Below are 22,694 nucleotides of genomic sequence, written 5' to 3'. Positions count from 1 at the left end.
TCAACCCATCTAACCGTCCTATGGGCAGTTTGGAATCCCTGTTTTGTCAGGTCGATGACTTTTCTGCCCATGGGTTGAAAACCTCGATAGCAACAGCAAGGTCTGAGGCAAATTCTCATCTGAAAGTTCTATAGTTTCATGCGGGACTGCTCAAAGACATTCCTGTTCAGAAAAATCTACTCCAAACAACGTTTTAAGCACCACCAGCGGATTATCTTGCGGGAGGCTCATCTCAACAAACAAGTTATGTGCTAGTTTGAGTTGTGCTGCGCTGTAGCAGCGTTGACTTTGCGACTGAGACACAGCCAATGCTAAATCATGAAACCATTGCATAAGAACAGGCAGCGAGTTCTCAAGCCTCATAGAGGCTGCATCGATCGAGAAACTCAAAATCGTTCGCTTGAAGTTGGCATTCATTAATGTATAGCTACTATTATTCTGCACAAGTTCCCACCGAGATTGAGGCATGGCCCTATCACTCCATGACACCCATAAGCGCATTCGCTCCAAGACCGTTGATGCATCGCGACGATCGGTTAAATAGAAGGTGATTGCTTTAGTCGGGGGTAGTTGAATTACTCGTCGAGAAGATTCATGAGATAATTTGTCTTTTGTTGAGCTATTGTTTGTCAACAACTCTGATGAAGACGGATGTTCGATCGCCTGAGTTGAATCGGTTGAACAAGGTTCAGAAGAGAATGGAACGCATGAACTCGATCTCGCATGAGATGGTGAATCGATTGCTTGTAGTTCTTGGTGTAGTTCTGAATATATGTTTGTGTTTATTTTTGTATTCGTTTCAACCTTTGTTTCCGACGGCAAGACAACTGTTGTAACATCCCAACGATAGCGATCGAGTTCTCCACCTTCATACATACAGAATGGAAATGGATAAATCTTTTCGCCGATCGACTGGTAAGTATGCGGGTCAAGATATTCTAGACGTAGATAAATTTCTGGGACATCATTTTGCTGTTTCGTAAAGGTATAGTCTGAGGGTGGGGGTTCCAAACCAATTAACCGAACCAACCGTATCAAGTCAGGATTATTAGCATCCTTCAATTGAAAGGTGTTGTGAGGAGGATTGAACAGAACTCGTCCTTCCGCATCTGGAAAATAGGAGAGCGTACAACCTTGCGGGATATAGAACAGCGTGCCAATATAGCGATCGAGTTTAGGTTTACGGCGTCGCAAATAAACGTAGTATTGATTAGGTTCACTTAAACCGCGATTTTGATAGCTGTAGTCTTTTTTCAGCAGTAACCGTGTTTTGCGATCGGAAGGCGGTAACGACGGAGACAGCAGACGTTGACGTTCAGTGATTTCTCGCTGGGCAAACTCCAATAACGACTGAATTTGTTCAGTCTCAAGCTCACTAATTAGTTCGTATATCAATGCAAGCTTGGCATTGGACTTGAGTTGGTTAACTTGAGCAAGCATGTCCGTATACTGCATCAATTCGCTATCTGAACTTGCATTATTGGCAACAGCAGGAAAACGCTCGGTTTGATGGAGTAACGGGGTGCCTGCTTTAGCATCGTGCCTTGGCATAGCGTGACAAGCCTCGCATCAACAACAGGGATAGGAACATGGCGCTCCGACTTTGACGATTCCATGCGCACATGGGTATAAAACTCACAAAAATTGAGCGACCCCGCTGGGTTCAATCGAAGCCACATAGAATACGGATATTGTATACTAATGCTCCCGGCTTGACTAAACGGCCAGGGCAAGATTGTGCGAAGGAAGATGAGTTCTTGGTCAAGAATTAAACAAGATGAGCAATTTCAATTGTTTTCAACAAGATATCTCTCGAATCATCAGTCGATCGCCTGCCCTCTGTTGCTTGAGTTAGCACAGTTTGTGGCATGATGTTGGCGCTTAGAACCAAAGACCATCTAGATAGCCCGCGTGAGTTCTAGAATGAAGCCTACAGTGATGGTCATGTCCTTTGAAACAAATCTTTTGGAATAACCTGATCAATTAGACAGGTTGCGCTCTTGCTACCCGTTTAGATGGCAATCAATCGATCGTCTTTATTTTCACCAAAGTAATTGGACTAAGGAAATTGAAGGTTGCGAGCATAGGCTAGCTCCTGTAGTCCATCAAGTTGACTGAGACAACGCATTAAATTTGGTAGTAGTTGTATCATAATGCGGTTGATAGCGTCACTCCGGCGTAATTCGGCTTCAGCTTGCTTTCGCACCGTAATGTCATGACCGCTGATGATAAGACCATCCATACCCAACGCCAACGGAAATCGCCGTCCTTGTGTATAAAGGTATACCGAGTTTGAGGATTGAGTTTTCCAACGACATTCAATGCCTGCCCGCTGGGAATATATACTGCTTGTCCAAACTGGCAAAGCTTCTTCAAAAATTGCGATGTCTTCTGGGTGAATTAAGCTGGTTACATGAACTCCCAACAGGGCTTCCTCGGTATAGCCTAAAATGTGCTCTACTGCTGGGCTAGCGTAAATAATTTGTCCAGTACGGCTAGTTTGAAGAAATAAGCTCAAACTATTGAGAACAAACGCCTTCCATTTTGCTTCAGTGTGAATCAACGCAGCATAAATTTTTTTATTTTCTGTGATGTCTTCTAATAGTGCCACCAAATATCGCTGCGCACAGTTGATGCTGCTGGATAAAGTAATCAGTGACACGCTGGCATTGATCCAAGTCACATCTCCTCGTCGTGAGATCAAGCGTTTTTCGATCGTATAGGTTTTAATCTCTCCATCAAGTAAGCGCTGTCGTAAATTCAGATCAATGAATTTATCTTCCGGATGTACAAATGTTTCAAGATAGATCTCTTCATCGGGTTGTGTCCCCAACATTTCATGCAGTTTGGCACTGGCACGAACAATCCGCCCATTAAAATCAACGACGATCGCTGCCACGTTGGGATGATTGAATAAGGTCAACAATAGCTGTTCATATTCACTGATTAGCTGATCTACATAAGCCCCCAAGGTAGACCTTCTAGCACTTAAAAACATCAACTTTGCATCCGGATTGAATTGCAGCGAACATTCAAGTTCGACCTGTGTTTTAGAGCGGAGTACAAACAAAACGGTTTCACCCTGGAGGGCACGTTGCCAGCCGTCAATTAACGCTGACATGGGGGTGATGTCAGATGGAAAGTACTGAAAAAAATTGACCTCTTCTGCGTTAGACTCAAAAGCTTCTAGAAATTTGGGGCTGGCGTAAACCGTTTGACCCTGTTCGTCGTATATACAAATAGGATCTAGCAGTTTGGCTAGAAACTCCAGGGAGATCTTTGATTGCATCCCAGGGATATCCCAAAAAGTCGCAATTTTTTCCACGCTATCCTTGCACCTCTGTAGCCTAGATTCGATGAAGCTACACTAAACTAATTTTGTACCTTCTCTAGCACTGTGTGTGGGATTAACAGCAAGTAGCTACACCACAATCGTTATTTCTCGTTCATCACTTTATCAGAGAAGCTCAACAAAATAGATTACGAGAATTTTGTAAGAATTCAGTAAGAAGTGACTAGGAATTTTTCACAACCTTACTTTTCTTGCTTTTCCCACCTATTTCAGCGCAGTTAGACTGACCGGCAAGGATACAATGATCCCTAATCGATGAATGATAATCGGCTAAAAATCAGCTATTCGCTGGAAGAATTTTGTAATTGATTTGATCATGACGTTTGTCATTGTGCAAGATCACCATGAGATTGACCTCAGATCACAAATTGAAGGTGTGATACAAAATCACCCACTCTAGCCGATCGCTGCGAGCTATGTGGCCCAACACACTAGTTTTTACATACTTTCTCTACAAGCTCAAGCGGTATCCCACCCCACGGACGGTCTGAATCGGAACCTTCGCTGCACCTTGATTCAACTTTCGTCTCAAATACCCAATATAAACGTCAATCACTTTCGTGTCGCTAGTGTACTTAAAATTCCACACCTGTTGTGCAATTTGAGCACGGGTTAACACTTGCCCCGAATGTCGCATCAAGTATTCTAATAGTGCGAATTCACGAACGCTCAAGTGAATTTCCTGATTATGCCATCGTACTTGGTGAGCAACCGTATCCATTTCTAGATCGCCAACCTGCAATAGGGTATCGGTCAAAGCCGAGGGGCGCCGTAATAACGATCGTAGACGCACCAATAATTCTGAAAAAACAAACGGCTTCACTAAGTAATCATTCGCTTCCAGATTCAAGGTGCTTAGATTGAATTCGAGCCGTTCCTCCATCCCTTCACGGGAAAATAGAAACAGTACAGGCGGCTTTAAGCGTTTTGTGCGAAATTCCCGCAACCAGCGAAGCCCATCTATTAGCGGTGACACAATATCTAAGATGATGACATCGTAATCAGTACCGAGCACGTCATTCAAGCCAGCCTGACCATCCACCGCAACATCCACTGCATAGCCAGCACGAGCGAGTCCTTGCTGAATAAATCGGGCTGTACCGCGTTCGTGTGCAACTAAGAGTGCGCGCATTGCTATCCTCTCCTGGCTGATGTCTAAGATACTAGTGAGTTATAAATCGGTGCATTCTGCATCTTTTTAGGAATTGACGATGATATTGGCAGTTTTCTGATGTTCTTGCCGTATTCTCGCCAGTGAATGCTGTTTCTATCTACTTTCTTATCCACCAAAATGTTGAACGTTTTTACATATCTTTACAATCAATTGCGTCAGTGGTTTGATGGTGTATGGGATTTGTGATTTCTAAGGTGCAATCTGTCTGGCGGGTTAAATGCAGTCAATGTCTGCGCTTGAGCCATTTACCAATTCTGGCGATTCATATTTTTACCAAACAGTTGTTGCTTGAGCAGCCAAACTTGTTAAGATATGATTGCTTTAGTTAATTGGAACGCTTCTACGAGCATAGTTCTAATTAATCGGTACTGAATGGATCAGTGGCTTAATATTGTTTTTGGATTGTGCGACAAGTCACACCCATGACTGGTATTGCTGGCTAAGATTAAGCACAATTTGGCTGCATCGCATATCACGCCGTTTTTCGAATTTAGGGTCAATTAATACGCTTCTGCCATTTACCAATACACCCGTGCAGATATTGCATTACTTAGTGTTAATCCGATCGAAACATCCCTCGTCTGCTGGCATAGAGTTGTAGTCCTGATAGTGTGCCTGAAAGTTGGTGTGGAAGCAAGGAGTGACTGTGCCAAAGTTGCGTAGGTGATCCTATGGGCAATTGTGTAAGTCGTCAAATGAGTAATTTATGAGCGCGTTAATCCCTAAAGAACTGGGGCGTATCTAATGCGGTGTATTTAGATGCGCAGACAGAAGTTGGATCATTCTGGGTACGATCGTGCTGTCTTAAGACAGGACAATACAAGGCCATCAACCAATCCATGGCCATTTGTTGAAGAATAGAAATGGATTACTAACGGGATAGTTGCGCTGAAGGGTTAACGGAATGATAGGACAACTATTAGCCGGACGCTATTTGATCTTGAAAAAGTTAGGTGCGGGTGGATTCAGCGAAACCTACTTGGCTCGCGACAAATATCTGCCGCGACATCCAGTTTGCGTTGTTAAATACTTGAATGTATCGCCAGATAGCGCTATTTCTCCAGAAACAGCACAGCGATTATTTGAAACAGAAGCACGCATTCTTGATCAACTAGGACGACAACATGCGCAAATTCCAACCCTGTATGCTTATTGCCATGAACAGGAACAAATTTATCAAGTTCAGGAATACATCGATGGTGAAAACCTGCGAGATTGGATCAAACAAGGACGGCGCTTGATTGGAGAAGCGGCGATCGATCTATTGCAGAGCGTACTACCTGTCTTGGAATATATTCATTCCCATCGCGTGATTCACCGCGATATCAAACCCAGCAATTTAATTCGTCGTCGTCGAGATGGTCAAGTCGTTTTGATTGACTTTGGAGCCGCCTGTTTTCTTGCCGAAACTGACACTCAAACACAACCCGATAGCGACGATACCCCGATCGTCATTGGTACGCCCGGTTATATGCCAGACGAGCAGCAATTGGGAATGTCGCAGATGAATAGCGATCTGTACGCTCTAGGCATGTTGACCATTCAATTGCTTACGGGGATACAACCCCGTCAATTTCAGCAAGATTTAATCTCAGGAGAACTCAATTGGCAGCGGCATCTGCACGAATCGTCAGGGCATTCCACGCTTTCGGCTGAGTTCATCGCCATTCTAGAACGAATGGTGCGGAGCCATCCTCACAATCGCTATCAGTCTGCTGCTGATGTGCTGTCTGATTTGCAAGCCCTGCCTCTCGATCGTCCTCATCGTCGATCGACTCGTCAATGGGTGGTGCCAAACTGGCAGCGATCGGTGCAACGAGTGTGGAAACCCGCTATCACGGCTGTTTTACTGTCTAGTCTGTTAGGTGCTGGTTATTTCTATAGTCAAGAAGATCCCAACCTGACACTGTCTAGATTAGCCCTGCTCACCCGATCTGCGACGGTAGATTTAAGCATCTTGCGCGACTGGTCGGTTGATGTGGAGATCGATCGTCTCTTGGTTGCCCCCAACAATCAAACGATTGTCGCGGCTGGTTCGGATCACGTCTTATATTTGTGGTCATTAAGCAATGAAACTGCCCAACAGTCGCTCAGCGGGCATACGGGCAGAATTAATGCGATCGGGATGAGTCAAGATAGTCGGTTGTTGGTAAGTGGCAGTGACGACCGAACCCTGCGGTTGTGGGATGCGGTGTCCGGACAAGTGTTGCAGACCCTTGAGGGGCTTCCAGCACCCGTGACAGCCGTTGCCCTAAGTGCCGATGCGAACACGTTGGCTAGTGGCGACCAAACTGGAACCATTCGGCTGTGGGATGTGACGACTGGCGCATTGCTAAAGACCATTGATGCATCTGAGACTGCAATTACCGCGCTAGTCTATGGAGCACAGCCAGAGCAATTGATCAGTGCCAGCGGCAATCGCTTACTCGTTTGGGATTTGGTGGCTGATAGAATTCATCGCCAATTTGCCGGACATACCGGAACTATCCTCGGTTTACAACGGGTTGATCAGTTGCTCGTGAGTGTTGGTGACGATCGCGCCTTGGTGTGGAATCTTGAGCGCGAAGAATTGATGCAAGTGTGTTCCGAGAAGTCAGCAAAAACCGTGACAGCATCGCTGAATGACCAACAGATGATTACCGTCAATAACAATGGCAGTATTCGAGTTTGGGGAGCGCGGGCTGGACGCTTGGTAGAGGAAAAGACGGGTGATTTGGGACAAAGTTTGAATGTGGCCCTCAGCCCCGATCATCGTTTTTTGGTCAGTTGGAACCCCGATCATCGATTGCAAGTTTGGCAAATGAGTGCAGCACTGCCTTGAGATTATTTGGTTCCAAGTCATTAACTACAACTATTCTGACATCACTATGCTGAATAATGTTTCCGAAAAAACAATGCACTCTGTTCGTTGGGTGCTAACGCTTGGTTGGCTTTTGCTTATCTTCTCATTTTTCTATGATCCAATCACGCCCATGTTCACGCATCCGGATAATTTGGCGAGTCCTTTTCGCCTAAGACCGGAAATTTATTTAGATCCAATTAAGTGTGTCAAAATTCGCGAAACATGCATGCCCGAACAACCCTTTGCGATGGGAGCACTGATGTGGTGGGCGATGATTGTCCCGGCTGGAATTTTTATCTTGTTAGTTCTAGGACATGAATTCTGGCGGCGTATTTGTCCATTATCATTTCTGTCGCAAATTCCACGGGCGCTTGGCATTCAGCGACGGCGTAAAGTCATTGATCCCCTCACGGGTGAAATTCGATCGGAAGTTGTCACCATTGGCGAAAATTCCTGGCTTGGTCGCAACCATCTCTATGTTCAGTTTGGTTTGTTTGTGCTGGGGTTGGGAGGGCGCATTTTGTTTACCAATTCCGATCGTCATATGCTTGGCTTTTTCTTGATTGGCAGCATTCTCTGCGCCATTCTAGTGGGATATCTCTATGCCGGAAAAAGCTGGTGTCATTACTTCTGTCCGATGGCTCCTGTGCAGCTTGTGTATACTGGGCCACGATCGTTATTGGGAAGTCAAGCGCACTTATCTCAAAAGCCAATCATTTCTCAATCAATGTGTCGTATAGTTGATCCCGTCACTAAGCAAGAACGAAGTGCCTGTGTCAGTTGTAAAATGCCTTGCTTTGACATCGATGCTGAAAAGAACTATTGGACCGAACTGAGCAAACCGGGACGGCGGCTAGTGCAATATGGCTATTTGGGCATGGTAATTGCATTTTATTTGTATTATTTCCTCTATGCCGGTAACTGGGATTATTACTTCACAGGTGCATGGACACATGAAGAAGATCAAGTCTCCAAAGTATTGGATACGGGATTTTATATCTACGGCCATTCCCTGCCCATTCCCAAACTGATAGCTGTATTCATTACCTTTTTTGTGCTCATTGCCATTACCTTTACGCTTGGTCAACTTCTTGAACGGCTTTATCGTCTCTACACCGGATGGCGTGGTCGTGCTGTAACAGCCATCCAAGCTCAACATGCCATCTTCACTATTTTCACCGCTGCATCATTTTGGACCTTCTTCTCCTACGGAGCACGACCATCTCTCAACCGAATGCCACCAATGCCGTTATTAGCGTTCAATGCGCTGATTGTCTTAGTTGGCTCTATGTGGCTTTATCGCACCTTCGGTCGCGATCGGTCTCAATACGAACGAGAAAGCATGGCTGCCAGCTTACGAAAGCAACTGCACAAACTCAACCTCGATGCCAGCCTATTAGAGGGACGCGAGCTTGAAGATCTTTCCTCGGATGAAGTATACACACTCGTTAAAGTGCTGTCAGAATTCTCTCAGCAATTGCGGCTCCAGAGTTATACAGGCGTTGTTCAAGACTTGTTAGAACAAAACATAGTCGATGCCACCAGCAGCTTTGATTTCTGTCGAAAATTACGCCAAGATTTACAGGTAAGCGATGCCGACCACTTTGCTGCCATTGAAACGATCGCGGCGATGAACCCAGACATCTTGACAACCCCACGCGAAACACAGCAATCGCCCGAAATGCACGATGCTGTCACCCTAGCAAAAACCATCGCCAAACAACTGCGTCATCGTTCCAGGACTGGTTCTGATCCCTCACTCGGTCACAACCGCGATCGAAATTAGAGCCTCTGGATACGAGCCTTAGGTAAGGGCGATTCCGCGATCGCCCTCCTGCCTTCTCTTCTATTCCTTCTGCCCCACTCCCTACACAAGAACCGATCATGCTGAAACTGAAATCAGTAAATTTTGAGCAGCGTCAATTTCAAAATCATCACCTCGATCAGTCCTATCCCGGTCAAACAGAATGGGTGATTGGTCGTAATACCACCTCTGACTTAGTATTGCCCAGTCCAGAAGTGAGTCGAGTGCACGGACAAATTATTTACAACGACGATACCTATCATTTTGTTGATGTCGGCAGCACCTCTGGAACGCTGCTGAATGGTGAAGCGGTGCTTGTGCACGATCGCCGTCCCCTCCGTCCGGGCGATTTACTACAAATTGGCGAAACGTTTTTGTATGTCGAAGAACTCTCCCCGCCAACGCCTGTTTCATTTGTGCCTGCTCCTGTCGCCACCTTGCCGTTACCCGATCAACTGTGGACAGAAGGAGACTTGCAGTGCCGTTGTTGTCGCATCATTGACGAAACAGCCGACGTTAAGACGTTTTGCTTTGTCGCTGAACCACCCGTTTTATTCACCTATCAACCAGGGCAGTTTGTGAATGTGCAAGTGGAAATTGATGGTAAACCTGTCATTCGCCCTTATTCCATTTCCTCTTCGCCCACTCGTCCCTATCATCTCAGCATTACCGTTAAGCGAGTGTCTTCCCCTCCGGATCAACCTGATGCGCCACCGGGATTAGTTTCCAATTGGTTACATGATCATCTTCAGGTAGGCGATCGCATTAACTTCATTGGTGGCCCGATTGGTCACTTCACCTGTTTACCCAATTTACCCTCCAAGCTACTGTTGATTTCTGCCGGAAGCGGCATCACCCCCATGATGTCTATGTCTCGTTGGGTACAAGACAGTTTGGCTGATTGCGATATTGTTTTTCTGCACAGTGCCCGCAGCGCCAACGATTTAGTCTTTCGCACCGAGTTAGAAACAATGGCAGCCCAAATGCCCAACTTTCACCTCGCCATCACAGTGACGCGCCAACTGTCTGGTCACGCTTGGATGGGCTATACAGGACGCATTTCTAAATCACTGTTGCACTTAGTTGCTCCCGATCTTTTAGAACGATCGGTCTTTGTCTGTGGGCCAGATGGATTCATGCAAGGTGTTAAATCCATGCTCGAAGCCATGAGCTTTCCGATGCAAAATTATCAACAAGAGAGTTTTGGTGGCAAAAAGCCAACGGTATCAAACACAAAGACAACTGTACCTGTGGAAACCCGCCCCGACCAAGCCACGGTTATTCTCAGCAACGGCAACCTCAACAACGGCAATGGGCATCGCGTGGCTAACAGCGTCACCTCAAAATCTGCACCAATGGTTAGCTTTGCCAAGTCCAACAAAGAGGTTGTGGCCGATGATTGCTCATCAATTTTAGAGTTAGCCGAGCAAGAAGGCATCGCTATTCCCAACGCCTGCCGCGTGGGGGCTTGTGGAGCCTGCAAAGTAGTGACGCGCCAAGGTCAAGTGCGATATGATGCGCCCCCGGCTGCTCTTTCTGACAAAGATCAACAGGCAGGTTATGCCTTAGCGTGCGTGGGCTATCCAGTTGATCGGGTGGTGGTAGAAGCCTAGCGTTGCGTCTTGTCACTTGATTATTGCACAGCAAAGTGATAGCCTCGTTTACCAAGGCTATCTTTTTGTTCCGAAAGGATAGTCACTCACTAACATCGACCCTAGAAGCTAAATTCTAGGAGCGCTGATTAGGGAAGTTGGCACCGACCCTAACCAGCTAACCTTAAACCGGAGCGTCACCGGTCTAAGGCTAGAAGAGATTATCTCATCTAGCTGACAGATCCTGCTGCAATGGTGAATCGAATTTGGCTTCTAGTTTCCTCATCTGAAACTAGGAGTTTTACATCATGGCTGACTTCATTGATATTCCATCGGGAGACGCGCGATCGATCAGAAGCAAGCGCCGCGCCGTCAAAATCTTGATGATTGGACAACCCGAAGACATAGAGGCAGAAATTGCCCACCTGTATCACTGTGGCTATTGTCGGGTGGAAAACTGGTCACGGGCCTTGCCCTACGCACAAATTCAGCAAGCCACCATTCGCGAGCCGGGTGAGATTATGCGGATTTACAAGCGCTATGTCGATCGGTAAGGTAAATGGCAATGGGTGATGCGTAATGGGTTAGCGCCCGTATAGCCAAATCGGAATCCTCACCTAAAGGATTCCGACAAAATTGAGATTTTGAGGATGAAAGGCTAGTTGACTGACAAAACTTGATGACTCTCACCCCAAGAGGGACTTTGAAACCCCTTCAATTGTTTCGGCGCTCCAATTATCCCTAACCTCTGCACCTAAACTAGTCCATTGCCATTATTGCAATAACCCTTTTGTCAATGAATCGATCGCTGAATGAGTTGTGTTCACCATCGCTTCCCGTTTGGGTGCTTTCGATGGTACAGATGGAGAAACGGGAGTAGGACGTGCCCATTCCAACGCTTGATCGAGGGCAACGACTAGATTGGTAGGTTGTGGAACTGGATCGATCGATACAGTTGAAGGAATCGTTGAAGGAATTGATAGGGGAATTTCTTGGGAAGATGCGGTAGCAGCGGTGGTGGCTAATTGCATCAGGGCGGCATCAGGTTCAAACCGCTTTTGAGTGGCTTGCTGTAATAGTTGTTGAACCAGCGCACTATGATACAAATCGGTGCCTTCTAACGTGCCTAAAGCCGCAATTACACTAGTCCAGTCGCCAATGTCCTTGGCAGCCAGAGCTTGATCGAGGGCAGTAGTTTGCTGTTGCCAGCGGTCGCGTAATTCGGTGGCGCGATCATATCGTTGGCTCGTTTGAGGAATGGCATTCAGCATGGTCATGGCCATGGGCATATCGGCCTGTTGATAACGATTCGTCGCCCTTTCTAATAACTCTTGAGACCAGTCCTCTTGCAGTTGTTGAGCTACTCCGTGATGCTGACTGTTTTTAGGAATACCTGCCACAATCGTAATGGCTTCGGCAATGCGATCGGCATCGGCACTGGCATGGGCTTGTGCCAACAACTCAGCGTACATGGATTCCATGGCGGGAGGTACTTTGCTAGCACGGCTGAGGCTGGGAATGGACAGTTGCTCTGGAACTTGGCTCAATTTGGGAAGGGTGATGGGTACACAACGCTCCTGCGCTTGATTTTCAGCTTGAGACCGTCCAGAAAGTTTTTTGGCGAATTCACCAACACAGTTACCCAAATTGAAATTGGAGGTGGAAGATTGCGCCCAGCCATACATCACCATCGCAGAGCAAACGATCGCTCCACCTCCTAAAATTCGTTGTTTCATGGCGAGGAAATTCCAAACAGATGGTAAAAGTAGGTGCACCCTGTTGTCTCAACATGTTAACCGACACGTTTCTAGGCTAGTGTTTCTAGGTAATCAGGAGCTAAACAATTTAACAGTTCACGAGGTCATGTTTGTCACAAGATACGGTAGTGCATCGATGGTTGGGAGAACTTTAAGCAGGGTGAATGTTGCTCACCTCACCCAAGCTGTACTTCGGCAGAATTAAGCCAACCCAAAATCATTGGCTGTAAAATTAGCGATATTTGCTTGTCCAACCGCCCCACGCTGATTGTCTAAGTTTGCTAGGACGCTGATGTCACCACCGTTGGCTAAGTCTTGCGAGTAAACGGTACGAGTCAAGCCCAGCGTGGTGTTAAAGTACACAAACACGCCTTCCTTTGCCTGAATATTCTCATTGTTGGCAATGGCCCGAGCCGCCGCTCCTGCCGCCGCAAATCCATCCGTTAACACAATCACATTGCCGTCAGCCGCAATTCCCGATGCCGTTCCTTTTTGGAACACAATATCTTTTGACCCAAGATTGGCTCTGTCAAAGACAAACTGATCTTCACCGATCATGTAATCAGTAATGATGTCAGGTGTATTCAATACCTTAATGTTAGGCGCAGCAACCAACGCAGGCGTACCATTGGCAAACAGATCACCGTTATAGATGAACTGATCGCGATCGGCTCCACCCGTTAAGGTATCTACGCCAGCACCACCTACGAGTTGATCGACTCCATTACCGCCTGTCAACACGTCTGCACCCAGTCCACCATCCAGAAAATCATTGCCGTTGCCACCGTCGAGTTGGTCATCGCCTGCACCGCCCAACAGTGTATCCCGGTTGTTACCGCCCGACAGCACATCGATTCCATCTCCACCAATTAAGAGATCATTGCCGTTGCCGCCATCGAGTGTATTGTTGCCAGCAATGCCAACTAAAATATCATTGCCGCGCTTGCCACGGGCAACATTATTGCGATCGCTGCCAATGAATATATCTGCGTTCGACGTGCCATTAAACCGTCGTCTGCCCGTGATGGGTCTAATTTCTTCATTATTCTGTAATGCTTCCAGAATCGCATCCAATGCTTTTTGTGTGGTGTTGCTCATGATAGATTCCTTGTAATCAGATAAACAGCAGAGTGATTGAGATGTAATTGCGATTGCAAGCCGAAATCGGCCCGAACACTAACGTCTACTCCCACAGTGAAGCCTGTGCGACTGAAAACGGGGAAGCATCGCGATAGAGAAATTGGTTAATTCGGTGTCCGGTCTCAATCACGTTCTACACAATTACAACCAACCGGACTCAATAACATTTCTACAGAAGAGGTCAGCGCCATCGGAACGATTTAGAGAATTACCAACAAAATTCCTTCCAAATACACGCCAACCTGGCTAATACCCGATTGAATGATGTTTCTGCACCGTTGATTCTGTATCGGGTTCTTGCATTCCTATACCAAGATAAGAAGGCAAAACGATTTAGCCAACCCAAAATCCTCAGATCTTTTCAAAGGCTGCTTCACTTATTTATACGGTGTTCACTCCATCACCGAAGCGTTTGACTGAAGTGTAAATACCGCAACCACTGACTGTTTCTAGGTTTGAATGATCCCGATCACATCCTAATACTGAGTTGCTCAATGTTTGTTTTTTTACTAAAATATATCTATTCATCATTAGAACCCAATCAATTTTATTGGTTCTAAATAGGCAAAAGCATGTATCCTGAGTGAAGTTGAATAAAGAATTGGTGTTTTAGCAATTTGCATGTAAGTTGAATTGAATCGGGTGCTAATTCTGCAACTATCACTGCAACTATCACTGCAACTATCAACTGTGTGTGTCGGCTATCACTGCTTAATTGGAATCAAGATGATAGAAGTAGTTCCAATTAGCTGGCAAATGCTGAATCAGAGGTCGCTTAACTTGCCTGAATCAGATTAAAGTACGTTCCAGCTAGCCGATCGGTTTTGGTGCTCTTCCTGAACAGCAGTTTTCGTTCTGTATAGATGTTATGTCGTTTGGTATGGCGTTCAGTTGCAGCTATGCCAGTTTGGAAATCGGGTGCGATCGTTACCACAGCCCAATGCGGAGGCTTTCATAGAAAGGGCATTATGCTCTGGCGATCGTCTCCGGTTCATGGTTGAGGGCAATGCTATGAGTACGTGTTTAAAGATTGGCAATCGCCTGCTCAGCGCCGATCAATTAATTTCTGCATTGGTGCAATACAAACTCTTAGAGCCATTAGTCGGTCAGGTGCTATTAGATGACATCATTCGAGATGTTTCTATTTCTCAGCAAGAACTGTTCCAAGCGCTTGTCGGAAATGCAGATGTGGCGATGCCAGACAATTTTGAGGAATTTGTGCAGCAATGGTGTCAACACAAAGGTATTACTTCAGACTATTTCAATGCAGTCTTATTACGAGGATTGCGAGTTGATAAATTCAAACACTTACAGTTCGCTCATCAAGTTGAATCCGAGTTCTTGCGATCGAAATCTGATTTAGATCAAGTTGAATTCTCATTAATTCAGTTAACCGATCTACCATTAGCGCAAGAATTATATTTTCAATTACGCGATGATGGAGCCGAATTTGCCCAACTCGCTCAACGTTATTCTTTGGGAAATGAACGGCAGACAGGTGGGTGGATTGGGCCATTACCGATGTCATCTCTGCCGATCGAAATTGCCACTTTATTTCGCAATGAACATGTTGGGGCAATTTATGGACCTGTGCCTGTTGCAGAAACTTTTTGGATTGTACGCTTAGAAAAGTTGACATCTGCTCGATTAACTGAAGCAACTCGCACAAATCTAATCAATCAATTGTACGATCGGTGGCTTCAAACTCAAGTTCGCTCGCTGTTTGCAACTCCAGGGACGATCGCTGTGCAGCCAGAACCAAACACAAGCCGAGATGAAGCCCTTATAGACGGTTGAGGACACGCCGCATGACTTCTGTAGATGCACAAATTGACTCATTCATTTCAGAATTCTTTGAAGCTTGGCCGTTTAATCATGTACCCGCCAAGCTGCGAGGACAGGTTGCTTCAAAGTTGCGTCTCTGCTCGTTTCGCCCCGGTGATCTTATCTATGCATCCAAAGAGTTACCTTCTGCCATTCACTGTGTCGTGCAAGAGCGAGTTCGACTGTTGGGCCCCACGTCGTATCAAAGCCCGACCCTAGCTGTTGTTGGCAAGGGTGAGGTTATAGGGTGGGATAGCCTACTGCGTCGGATTTCGGTAGGTTCGGTACGAGCGGCAATTACAGTAGCAGACAACCAGCCGCCAGACCAGCTAGCCGATGTGCTGACATTGGCCTTACCAGCCGATGAATTTGAATTACTGGCTGTACAACATTTGATGTCAGTATTGACCGAGCGGATTAGCTTAATTGAACTGTTTGATACGCTGTCTCGGTTTTTATCCACAATGCCCACTCGTTTCTCTGAAGTCAGCCTCAAGGATTTGGTGCAGTATATCGATCGCGAGCAGCTAGCGGTTGCAAAACATTGGCATCCCACCATGTCAAGCGGACATTCGTATCATACCGTTGCACCTCTGGAACTGACTGCCGATCGAATTTGGTTAGTTAGCGGTGGTGAATATCTCAATATTCCGATTGGAACGCCTGTGGGGGCTGCTAATCAGTTGAATCCGCATCGTCCGTCATTGTTTCCGGTGCGGCTCTTGGGACTCGATCGAGCGTTTCTGTCGTCTGCCATTCTCAGCGGCGCCATTCCCAAACCGTCAACCTTGCCTGGATCGGGGTTTAACCGTCCTCTGTTGCCCGGCAATGCTTCGAGCAATCCCCCCATTGCAGATAGCTCAATCGATTCTGACACCCCGATCGATACAAATCTCGATCACGGCTCGTCAATTTCTACTCCATCGTTGATATTTCCTCCATCTCCAGCCACATCGCCCCGCCCTGCCCTGTCTGCTGACCCTTCAGCCCAATCCTATTCCGTTTGGCGATCGCCAGAAGCGACTGCTGTGGAAGATGTGGTAGCGTGTTTTGGCATGATTTGCGATCGGCTGCAAGTGCCCTATCGCCCCGATTCGCTGCGGCGCTGGTTGACGAAAAATTCCACCACCCATCTAGAGCCGTATGATTTGTACTTACGGATTGCTCAAGCGATTGGCTTAAGTGCAGAACTGATTCGCTTCACTCCTACAGCGGGTGGTCTTAATCGGCTGACGACTCCGGCCCTGTTGCGCTGCCACGATATCCCAGCAATTTTGCATGAAGTTTCCCCAAAAACAACCGTCATTGGCTCTCCCCGCACGGGGCTGCTGCGCTTAACTCCTGAGCAATTAGCAAATCGCTTATCTCCTGATGCAACCACCTTCGATCGTTTTTCTCCGGCATGTCAGGCGATCGTGTTCGATCGATTACCTCAAACTCCTCTGAAACATTTTGGCTTTCACTGGTTCATTGGTGCGCTGTCCAAACAACAAGGCATTTTGCTGCAAGTGCTGATCGCCTCTATGTTTGTGCAGCTATTGGGGATAGCCAATCCGCTGTTGGTGCAACAGGTCATTGACAACGTGATTGTGAATGCTAGTGTCAATGCTATGCCAATGTTTGGCATGTTGATGATCATATTCGCCATGCTAGAGGGTGGCTTAACTGTTTTGCGTACCTATTTGCTCTCCAGCACAACCAATCGGCTTGATTTACGCTTGGGTATCGAAATTGTTCGCCATCTACTGCACCTACCGATGAACTTTTTTGAAAAACGTCCGGTTGGTGAGTTATCATCACGATTGTCTGAATTAGAAAATATTCGTCAGTTTTTAACCGGAACGGCACTCACGGCAATCTTAGATGTTGTGTTCTCGGTCTTTTACATAGCCGTGATGTTTCTCTATAGCCCGCGTTTAACGCTATGTGTTCTTTTAACGGTTCCACTAGTAATTCTTTCAACCCTAATTGTTTCAACGCTTCAGCGAAAACTGATTCGGATCAAATCCGATCATGGATCTAAGGTGCAATCCTATCTCGTTGAAGTATTAGGTGGCATCTTTACCGTTAAAGCGCAACACATTGAATCGTTGGTGGAAGCAACATGGCGAGAACGATATGTGCAATATCTGGCCAGTGGATTTAAAACCTCAACAGTCAGCGCTACGTTTGGTTCATTCAGTCATTTTCTTAATACCACTAGCAGTCTTTTGGTGTTGTGGGTAGGTGCAGAATCGGTGCTGAAGGGAGAATTGACACTGGGTGGTTTAATTGCCTTTCGGATTTTGACGGGATATGTCACCGGGCCATTATTACGCTTGGCGCGATTATGGCAGCGGTTTCAAGAAACGTCGTTGTCAATGGAATTATTGGCCGATATTGTCGAGTTTCCAGCCGAAGAAACCCCGCAATCCTCAACCCGGTTGCAGCTTCCTCCAATCGACGGACGGGTGCAATATCACGAAGTCAGCTTTGGGTTTAAGCCGGGTCAACTTCAGCTATCCAACGTCAGCCTCGATATTCCGGCCGGTTCGTTTGTTGGCATTGTCGGGCAAAGCGGCTCAGGGAAAAGTACCTTGATGAAATTGCTACCGCGTTTGTATGCGGCCCAAACAGGCAGCATTTCGATCGATGGATACGAAGTCAGCAAGGTGAATTTAGGATCGCTGCGATCGCAAATTGGCATTGTGCCTCAAGATGCTGTGTTGTTTGAAGGAACCATCCGCGACAACATTGCTCTATTTACTAACCTATCGGATGAAGAGGTAATTGCAGCCGCTAAAGTAGCCGAAGCCCACGATTTTATTATGCAGTTATCAGACGGCTACAGCACCCAAGTGGGTGAACGAGGCGGATCACTCTCAGGGGGACAGCGCCAGCGGATCGCCATTGCCCGCGTAGTCGCCCGTAACCCCAGACTGCTGATCTTCGACGAAGCTACCAGTGCCTTAGATTATGAGACCGAGCGGCGAGTTTGCGAGAACCTGATGCGAAAATTCCACGATCGTACTTGCTTCTTCATTACCCACCGACTGAATACAATCGTCCCAGCCGATTGGATTTTGTTCATGCAGGCAGGCATTATCGCTGAACAGGGTACTCACCACGATTTGATGGCGCGTCGCCAGCTTTATTACTGCCTGTACACTCAGCAGTCCCGTATGTAAAGCGGTCGTGGGGATTAGGGGATCAAGGGTTGGGGATTGGAGACGGGGGTGACGAGGTAGGTAGAGAGGGCATAAAAGCTAGTTCGATCGCTTTCCCCTCTTCCTCACCTTCCTCCTCTCATCTATCCATCCACTACCGCTTCATCCCTCATTCTTGACTTTTATAGCCTTTCCTTCATCCCTCATCCTTTTTTGGAGGTTTTATGCGTTTACGTCATTGGTTAAACCCATTGAGTTTGTTGCGAAATCATTATCAAACCACGCTCGATCAAGTTGAAGATGATCTGAATGCAGGTGCGTTGAGCTTGCCTCAACCAGCGGTTTGGACAAAACGACTGACGCAAGTGATCTTGATTGGTGTCACTATAGGGGCAGGGTGGTCAATTTTTGCGCGAGTAGATGTAGTGGTAACGGCGCGAGGAAAATTGGAACCTCTGTCACAGTCGCAAGCAGTGCAGTCAAAGGTGGGGGGTGTGGTAACAGCAGTGCATGTTGAAGAAGGAGAAGAAGTTCAACATGGGCAGTTGTTGATGCAACTAGATAAAACATCATTGCAAAACCAATTAAAAACATTGTTACTTCAGCAAGAACAGCTTGTGAAAGAAATTGCGGTATTGCGATTAGCGCGGCAGGGTGCACCGATGTCGATGGTGGAACAAAGCGGTGTATCGATTCCACCTGAACTGATGAATCGAGTTCAGAATCGTTTGTTACTAGTAGCACAACTATCAGGTGATCCCAATGCTCTCTCGCCTGAGCAACAGCAGCGGTTCAGATTATTTCAGCAGCAGATGCAAGATCGGATAGCGGCAAGTCAGTTGCAGGAATCGGTGTTGCAAACTCAAATTGCAGGTACAGATGCTCAATTAGCAGGATCAGAATTTGAGTTACAGGTGCAGCAAGAACTGTTAGATCAGTTTCAACCCTTGCTGGAAGAGGGGGCAATCTCGCGGGCTAATTTCTTGCAACGGGCGATCGGTGTCAATACCCTTCAAAGCCAACTGAATCAAAATCGTTTGCAACGACAGGAGTTGCAACTTAGCCAAGCTCGGGCACAGGTGGAAAGCCGACAAGCGATGACACAAATCTATCAAGACCTACAGCGTCAGTTAACGGCGATCGATGCAGAATTTGATGCCACCATTCGCAACAATCAACAACAACTGGTCGAGGTCAATTCTCAACTGAATCAAGTTCAACTAGATCTGAAGAATCAAGACCTTTATGCGCCTGCTGATGGAATTGTATTTGAACTGGGTCCGAAGTTGCCAGGTGCGGTGGCTCAACCGGGACAAACCTTGCTGCAAGTTGTGCCAAATGAATCGCTGATTGTGCGCGTTCAAGTTGCCAATGCTGATGTCGCCAATATTCGCGTTGGAATGCCTGTCGATGTGCGCATTGATGCCTATCCGTTTACTGAGTATGGAGCCGTAACCGGGGTCGTCACCAAGGTGGGCAGCGAAGCCATAGCCCTTAGTAATCAACCCGGTGCACCAACCGTTTTTCCGGTCGAGGTGCGCTTAGATCAGCAATTCTTAGAACGCGGGAACGAGCGATTCACCTTAATGCCGGGGATGAGTCTAGCAGCAAACATTCAAGTGCGGGAACGTGCTCCTATTAGTTATGTTGCGGAGGAACTGATCAAGGCATTTGATAGTATGCAGTCTGTTCGCTAAGCGTGAACTCGTACTGCTCATTCTGGTGTGCAGAATTGGTAATTGGTAATTGGTGATTTAATAACCCACGACCCATTACCCACGACCCATTACTCTGAATCAAATCCATACTCTGAAACTCAACTCACTATTGTTTGAACCATGATGAAACCTATGATTGTTCCAATCGTTTTTTCTGCCCTCTTGGGACTACCAGTATTATTAGGAAGCGCTACACCGTCGATCGCGCATCAACAAATGAGTGCGACAGAATCCGTTGAAGCAATGGTACATTTGGAACCTAACGACACGCCACAAGCTGGTACTCCCAGTTTGACGTGGGTGATGTTAATGAATCCAGATGGTAGTGAAATTGCCCCATCATCCTGTGCTTGTCGTCTAGCCATTTATGATGCTAGCGATCGGCGCATTGCTCATCACATTTCGCTTGAGGAAAGGTCAGTGGATGGACAAATGATGCTAGCAACCTCTCTGACGTTTCCAGATCCTGGAACGTATACGTTAGTTTTGACAGCCGAGCCAAGTGATGGCAGTTTTGAAGCCTTTGAATTGAAGTTTCCAGTAACGGTGACTCCCTAAAATAATTTGTTCAATTGGTCTAATCTCCATTCGTTGTCATGCGGTATCGCATTCACCCCACCGCCGATGACTCCTCCCCTTGGCAAAGGGAGGTTGGGAGGGTCAGCATCCGGTACAACCGAATAGAGAATTGGTCTAAGAAAAACCCAAGAAGCAATCTAAGAATCAGTCTAAGAATCAGGGACATCTCCTCCAATGAGTATTTCAGTGAAGGAACAATGTCTGATGAGATACGCGGCAACTACAAAGTTAATTCAACAGCAATCCAGTTATCAAAACAATCAATGGAAGCCAACAGATCAGCGTGAGATCATTCAGAAAGAGCTACGACACCGAATCCAAGAAGCACTTCAAGCAGCCCAAAAATTATCTCCAGCCGATCGCCTCAATGAGATTCGCCAACAACTTTTAGAGATTCAGTCCTTCTGCGATTCAGTACAGAAAACATTTATTTTTGTTGAACAATCAATCGCTTGTGCCCAATACAGTTTAGGAGGTCAACAAGAAAGCGCAACTCTATTTCGTGGCCCTAGCGAAGATGCCTCAGTTGCGATTTGCGTCAGCGATCGGGGTTCACTGCTGCATCGCAATAGCGGCCCGTGGCAAATTTACTGCAATGAGGGTGATGTCAACCCGATAGGTTGTATCGCCCATCCCTAAACTGTTCAGCTTGAATCCAAGGTATGGAGTCTAGCGTATCGGCTACTGGTGCGCTCTTGATCTCCATACCTGATCCGAACAGTTCAAACGGATGAAGAATCCCGATGATTCTACTCAGATTTATACACTTTTATACACTAAGCGAGTCGCCGATCGCTGCTCAAACAGCATATATTCTTCTAGAATGCTCCAGAAGAAAGCCCGTAGCGTTTTCGATCGCATCTCGGGAGGCAAGCGGTAATCAAACGACGAGTCACAGGGCTTGAGTTTGGCTAAATGATTCTCGCAGCCACAGCCATGTTCAATAAAGAAACCGTGGCGACTGGAAATGCTATCAATCAATCGCCGCAGCATTGATACATAACCACCATGTAAAATGGCGTCAAACTGGCGGGCAATTCCCAAATCTTGCTCACTAAATCGAAATGATCGCACTTCAAATACATCCGATCGCTGCAAAGGATGTAAAAACGTCCAGTAGAAAGTAGCTGGCACATCATATCCCAGTGCATCAAACAAATCGCTGACAATGTTCACCAAGGCGATTCGCTCAGTTTGTTGCATTGGATGACACTGAACCTCATGACGAAGTTGCGATAAATCCGGATAATTTTCGGGCAGAAACATCTCGCCATAGTGATATACCGCTTCCCAGGCCAGTTTGCCGTTGCCTGTACAATAGGCTTCTCGCAAGTGCTGTGTGTCCGATCGCTCCAAAAACAGAATATGGCCACCGAGATTTTTAGCCAGAAACACTTGAGCCATTGCTGTGTAAACGCCTGGTTCTGTCATCCAGGTTGCTTGCGCGATCCGTTGCCAACTGTCTGGCATGTGCTCCAGAGCCACGGCAGGTTCACCATCAATGGTTGTCCAAGTCGATCGATTCAACAAGACGGTTGATGTTCTCGATGTCATTGATGTCATAAACAATTTACTCCTTGGGTAGACGCCCTGCGGCGCAATTAAATTTTGGGGTGGCCGAGTTTATCTTGCCACAGACCAGCCGCAGCGAATCAAAATGTAAATTATTGCGTAGATTGCAAAAACTACTGTTCCAAACTCCTGAATATCTTCTAGAATGTCGCCAACCAAATTGCTAGTTTCAGCAAATGGATTTCCCACGTTCC

The 22,694-nt window shown here is 46.6% G+C and carries 15 protein-coding genes; 9 read left to right on the top strand and 6 right to left on the bottom strand.

Annotated features, from left to right (window positions below; genetic code table 11):
- Positions 1-150: 150 nt before the first annotated feature.
- The 3 genes from OXH18_RS21150 to OXH18_RS21140 all read right to left on the bottom strand — a co-directional run bounded on the left by OXH18_RS21150 (position 151) and on the right by OXH18_RS21140 (position 4,484).
- A complete protein-coding gene (locus OXH18_RS21150) occupies positions 151-1,551 on the bottom strand; it encodes a hypothetical protein (protein ID WP_268609446.1) in 1,401 nt (466 codons plus the stop codon).
- 508 nt (positions 1,552-2,059) lie between these two features.
- On the bottom strand, positions 2,060-3,289 hold the full coding sequence (locus tag OXH18_RS21145; protein ID WP_268609445.1) for a PAS domain-containing protein: 1,230 nt from the start codon (positions 3,287-3,289) through the stop codon (positions 2,060-2,062).
- 514 nt (positions 3,290-3,803) lie between these two features.
- On the bottom strand, positions 3,804-4,484 hold the full coding sequence (locus OXH18_RS21140; RefSeq protein ID WP_268609444.1) for a winged helix-turn-helix domain-containing protein: 681 nt from the start codon (positions 4,482-4,484) through the stop codon (positions 3,804-3,806).
- A gap of 946 nt (positions 4,485-5,430) precedes the next feature.
- On the opposite strand from OXH18_RS21140, the gene OXH18_RS21135 reads away from it, so the two are divergent.
- The 4 genes from OXH18_RS21135 to OXH18_RS21120 all read left to right on the top strand — a co-directional run bounded on the left by OXH18_RS21135 (position 5,431) and on the right by OXH18_RS21120 (position 11,318).
- Positions 5,431-7,347: a serine/threonine-protein kinase gene (locus OXH18_RS21135; protein ID WP_268609443.1), complete on the top strand. Its 1,917-nt coding sequence runs from the start codon at positions 5,431-5,433 to the stop codon at positions 7,345-7,347.
- Between the two features lie 73 nt (positions 7,348-7,420).
- Positions 7,421-9,154: a hypothetical protein gene (locus OXH18_RS21130; RefSeq protein ID WP_268609442.1), complete on the top strand. Its 1,734-nt coding sequence runs from the start codon at positions 7,421-7,423 to the stop codon at positions 9,152-9,154.
- A gap of 98 nt (positions 9,155-9,252) precedes the next feature.
- On the top strand, positions 9,253-10,785 hold the full coding sequence (locus OXH18_RS21125; RefSeq protein ID WP_268609441.1) for an FHA domain-containing protein: 1,533 nt from the start codon (positions 9,253-9,255) through the stop codon (positions 10,783-10,785).
- 287 nt (positions 10,786-11,072) lie between these two features.
- Complete coding sequence (locus OXH18_RS21120) at positions 11,073-11,318, top strand: hypothetical protein (RefSeq protein WP_268609440.1); 246 nt, start codon at positions 11,073-11,075, stop codon at positions 11,316-11,318.
- Between the two features lie 219 nt (positions 11,319-11,537).
- Here the strand turns inward: OXH18_RS21120 and OXH18_RS21115 are convergent, their stop codons facing one another.
- Both OXH18_RS21115 and OXH18_RS21110 read right to left on the bottom strand, forming a co-directional pair.
- Positions 11,538-12,500 carry a hypothetical protein gene (locus OXH18_RS21115; RefSeq protein WP_268609439.1) on the bottom strand — a complete coding sequence of 321 codons (963 nt, stop codon included), beginning with the start codon at positions 12,498-12,500 and terminating at the stop codon, positions 11,538-11,540.
- 222 nt (positions 12,501-12,722) lie between these two features.
- Complete coding sequence (locus OXH18_RS21110; RefSeq protein ID WP_268609438.1) at positions 12,723-13,619, bottom strand: calcium-binding protein; 897 nt, start codon at positions 13,617-13,619, stop codon at positions 12,723-12,725.
- A 1,053-nt stretch (positions 13,620-14,672) separates the two neighbouring features.
- Here OXH18_RS21110 and OXH18_RS21105 point away from each other — a divergent pair.
- The 5 genes from OXH18_RS21105 (at position 14,673) to OXH18_RS21085 (ending at position 21,567) form a co-directional block, all read left to right on the top strand.
- Positions 14,673-15,458 carry a peptidylprolyl isomerase gene (locus tag OXH18_RS21105; protein WP_268609437.1) on the top strand — a complete coding sequence of 262 codons (786 nt, stop codon included), beginning with the start codon at positions 14,673-14,675 and terminating at the stop codon, positions 15,456-15,458.
- Between the two features lie 11 nt (positions 15,459-15,469).
- The gene (locus OXH18_RS21100) at positions 15,470-18,652 is read left to right on the top strand and encodes a peptidase domain-containing ABC transporter (protein ID WP_268609436.1); all 3,183 of its coding nucleotides are present in this window, start codon (positions 15,470-15,472) and stop codon (positions 18,650-18,652) included.
- A 203-nt stretch (positions 18,653-18,855) separates the two neighbouring features.
- Positions 18,856-20,328 carry an HlyD family type I secretion periplasmic adaptor subunit gene (locus OXH18_RS21095; protein WP_268609435.1) on the top strand — a complete coding sequence of 491 codons (1,473 nt, stop codon included), beginning with the start codon at positions 18,856-18,858 and terminating at the stop codon, positions 20,326-20,328.
- A 141-nt stretch (positions 20,329-20,469) separates the two neighbouring features.
- Positions 20,470-20,907: a hypothetical protein gene (locus tag OXH18_RS21090; RefSeq protein WP_268609434.1), complete on the top strand. Its 438-nt coding sequence runs from the start codon at positions 20,470-20,472 to the stop codon at positions 20,905-20,907.
- A gap of 225 nt (positions 20,908-21,132) precedes the next feature.
- Positions 21,133-21,567 (top strand): hypothetical protein, encoded by a 435-nt coding sequence (locus tag OXH18_RS21085; RefSeq protein ID WP_268609433.1) that lies wholly within the window; start codon positions 21,133-21,135, stop codon positions 21,565-21,567.
- A 120-nt stretch (positions 21,568-21,687) separates the two neighbouring features.
- Here OXH18_RS21085 and OXH18_RS21080 read toward each other — a convergent pair whose 3' ends face one another.
- The gene (locus OXH18_RS21080) at positions 21,688-22,491 is read right to left on the bottom strand and encodes a hypothetical protein (protein ID WP_268609432.1); all 804 of its coding nucleotides are present in this window, start codon (positions 22,489-22,491) and stop codon (positions 21,688-21,690) included.
- Between the last annotated feature and the right edge of the window lie 203 nt (positions 22,492-22,694).

It is taken from the genome of Thermocoleostomius sinensis A174 (assembly GCF_026802175.1).
GTDB classification, from domain to species: domain Bacteria; phylum Cyanobacteriota; class Cyanobacteriia; order Elainellales; family Elainellaceae; genus Thermocoleostomius; species Thermocoleostomius sinensis.
Note: the sequence above shows the minus strand (reverse complement) of the source record. Positions and strands in the feature narration are given on the sequence as shown.

Coding starts and splice junctions, on each gene's coding strand:
- OXH18_RS21150 (WP_268609446.1), bottom strand. CDS start 1,551: ATGCCAAGGCACGATGCTAAAGCAGGCACCCCGTTACTCCATCAAACC.
- OXH18_RS21145 (WP_268609445.1), bottom strand. CDS start 3,289: ATGCAATCAAAGATCTCCCTGGAGTTTCTAGCCAAACTGCTAGATCCT.
- OXH18_RS21140 (WP_268609444.1), bottom strand. CDS start 4,484: ATGCGCGCACTCTTAGTTGCACACGAACGCGGTACAGCCCGATTTATT.
- OXH18_RS21135 (WP_268609443.1), top strand. CDS start 5,431: ATGATAGGACAACTATTAGCCGGACGCTATTTGATCTTGAAAAAGTTA.
- OXH18_RS21130 (WP_268609442.1), top strand. CDS start 7,421: ATGCACTCTGTTCGTTGGGTGCTAACGCTTGGTTGGCTTTTGCTTATC.
- OXH18_RS21125 (WP_268609441.1), top strand. CDS start 9,253: ATGCTGAAACTGAAATCAGTAAATTTTGAGCAGCGTCAATTTCAAAAT.
- OXH18_RS21120 (WP_268609440.1), top strand. CDS start 11,073: ATGGCTGACTTCATTGATATTCCATCGGGAGACGCGCGATCGATCAGA.
- OXH18_RS21115 (WP_268609439.1), bottom strand. CDS start 12,500: ATGAAACAACGAATTTTAGGAGGTGGAGCGATCGTTTGCTCTGCGATG.
- OXH18_RS21110 (WP_268609438.1), bottom strand. CDS start 13,619: ATGAGCAACACCACACAAAAAGCATTGGATGCGATTCTGGAAGCATTA.
- OXH18_RS21105 (WP_268609437.1), top strand. CDS start 14,673: ATGAGTACGTGTTTAAAGATTGGCAATCGCCTGCTCAGCGCCGATCAA.
- OXH18_RS21100 (WP_268609436.1), top strand. CDS start 15,470: ATGACTTCTGTAGATGCACAAATTGACTCATTCATTTCAGAATTCTTT.
- OXH18_RS21095 (WP_268609435.1), top strand. CDS start 18,856: ATGCGTTTACGTCATTGGTTAAACCCATTGAGTTTGTTGCGAAATCAT.
- OXH18_RS21090 (WP_268609434.1), top strand. CDS start 20,470: ATGATGAAACCTATGATTGTTCCAATCGTTTTTTCTGCCCTCTTGGGA.
- OXH18_RS21085 (WP_268609433.1), top strand. CDS start 21,133: ATGAGATACGCGGCAACTACAAAGTTAATTCAACAGCAATCCAGTTAT.
- OXH18_RS21080 (WP_268609432.1), bottom strand. CDS start 22,491: ATGACATCAATGACATCGAGAACATCAACCGTCTTGTTGAATCGATCG.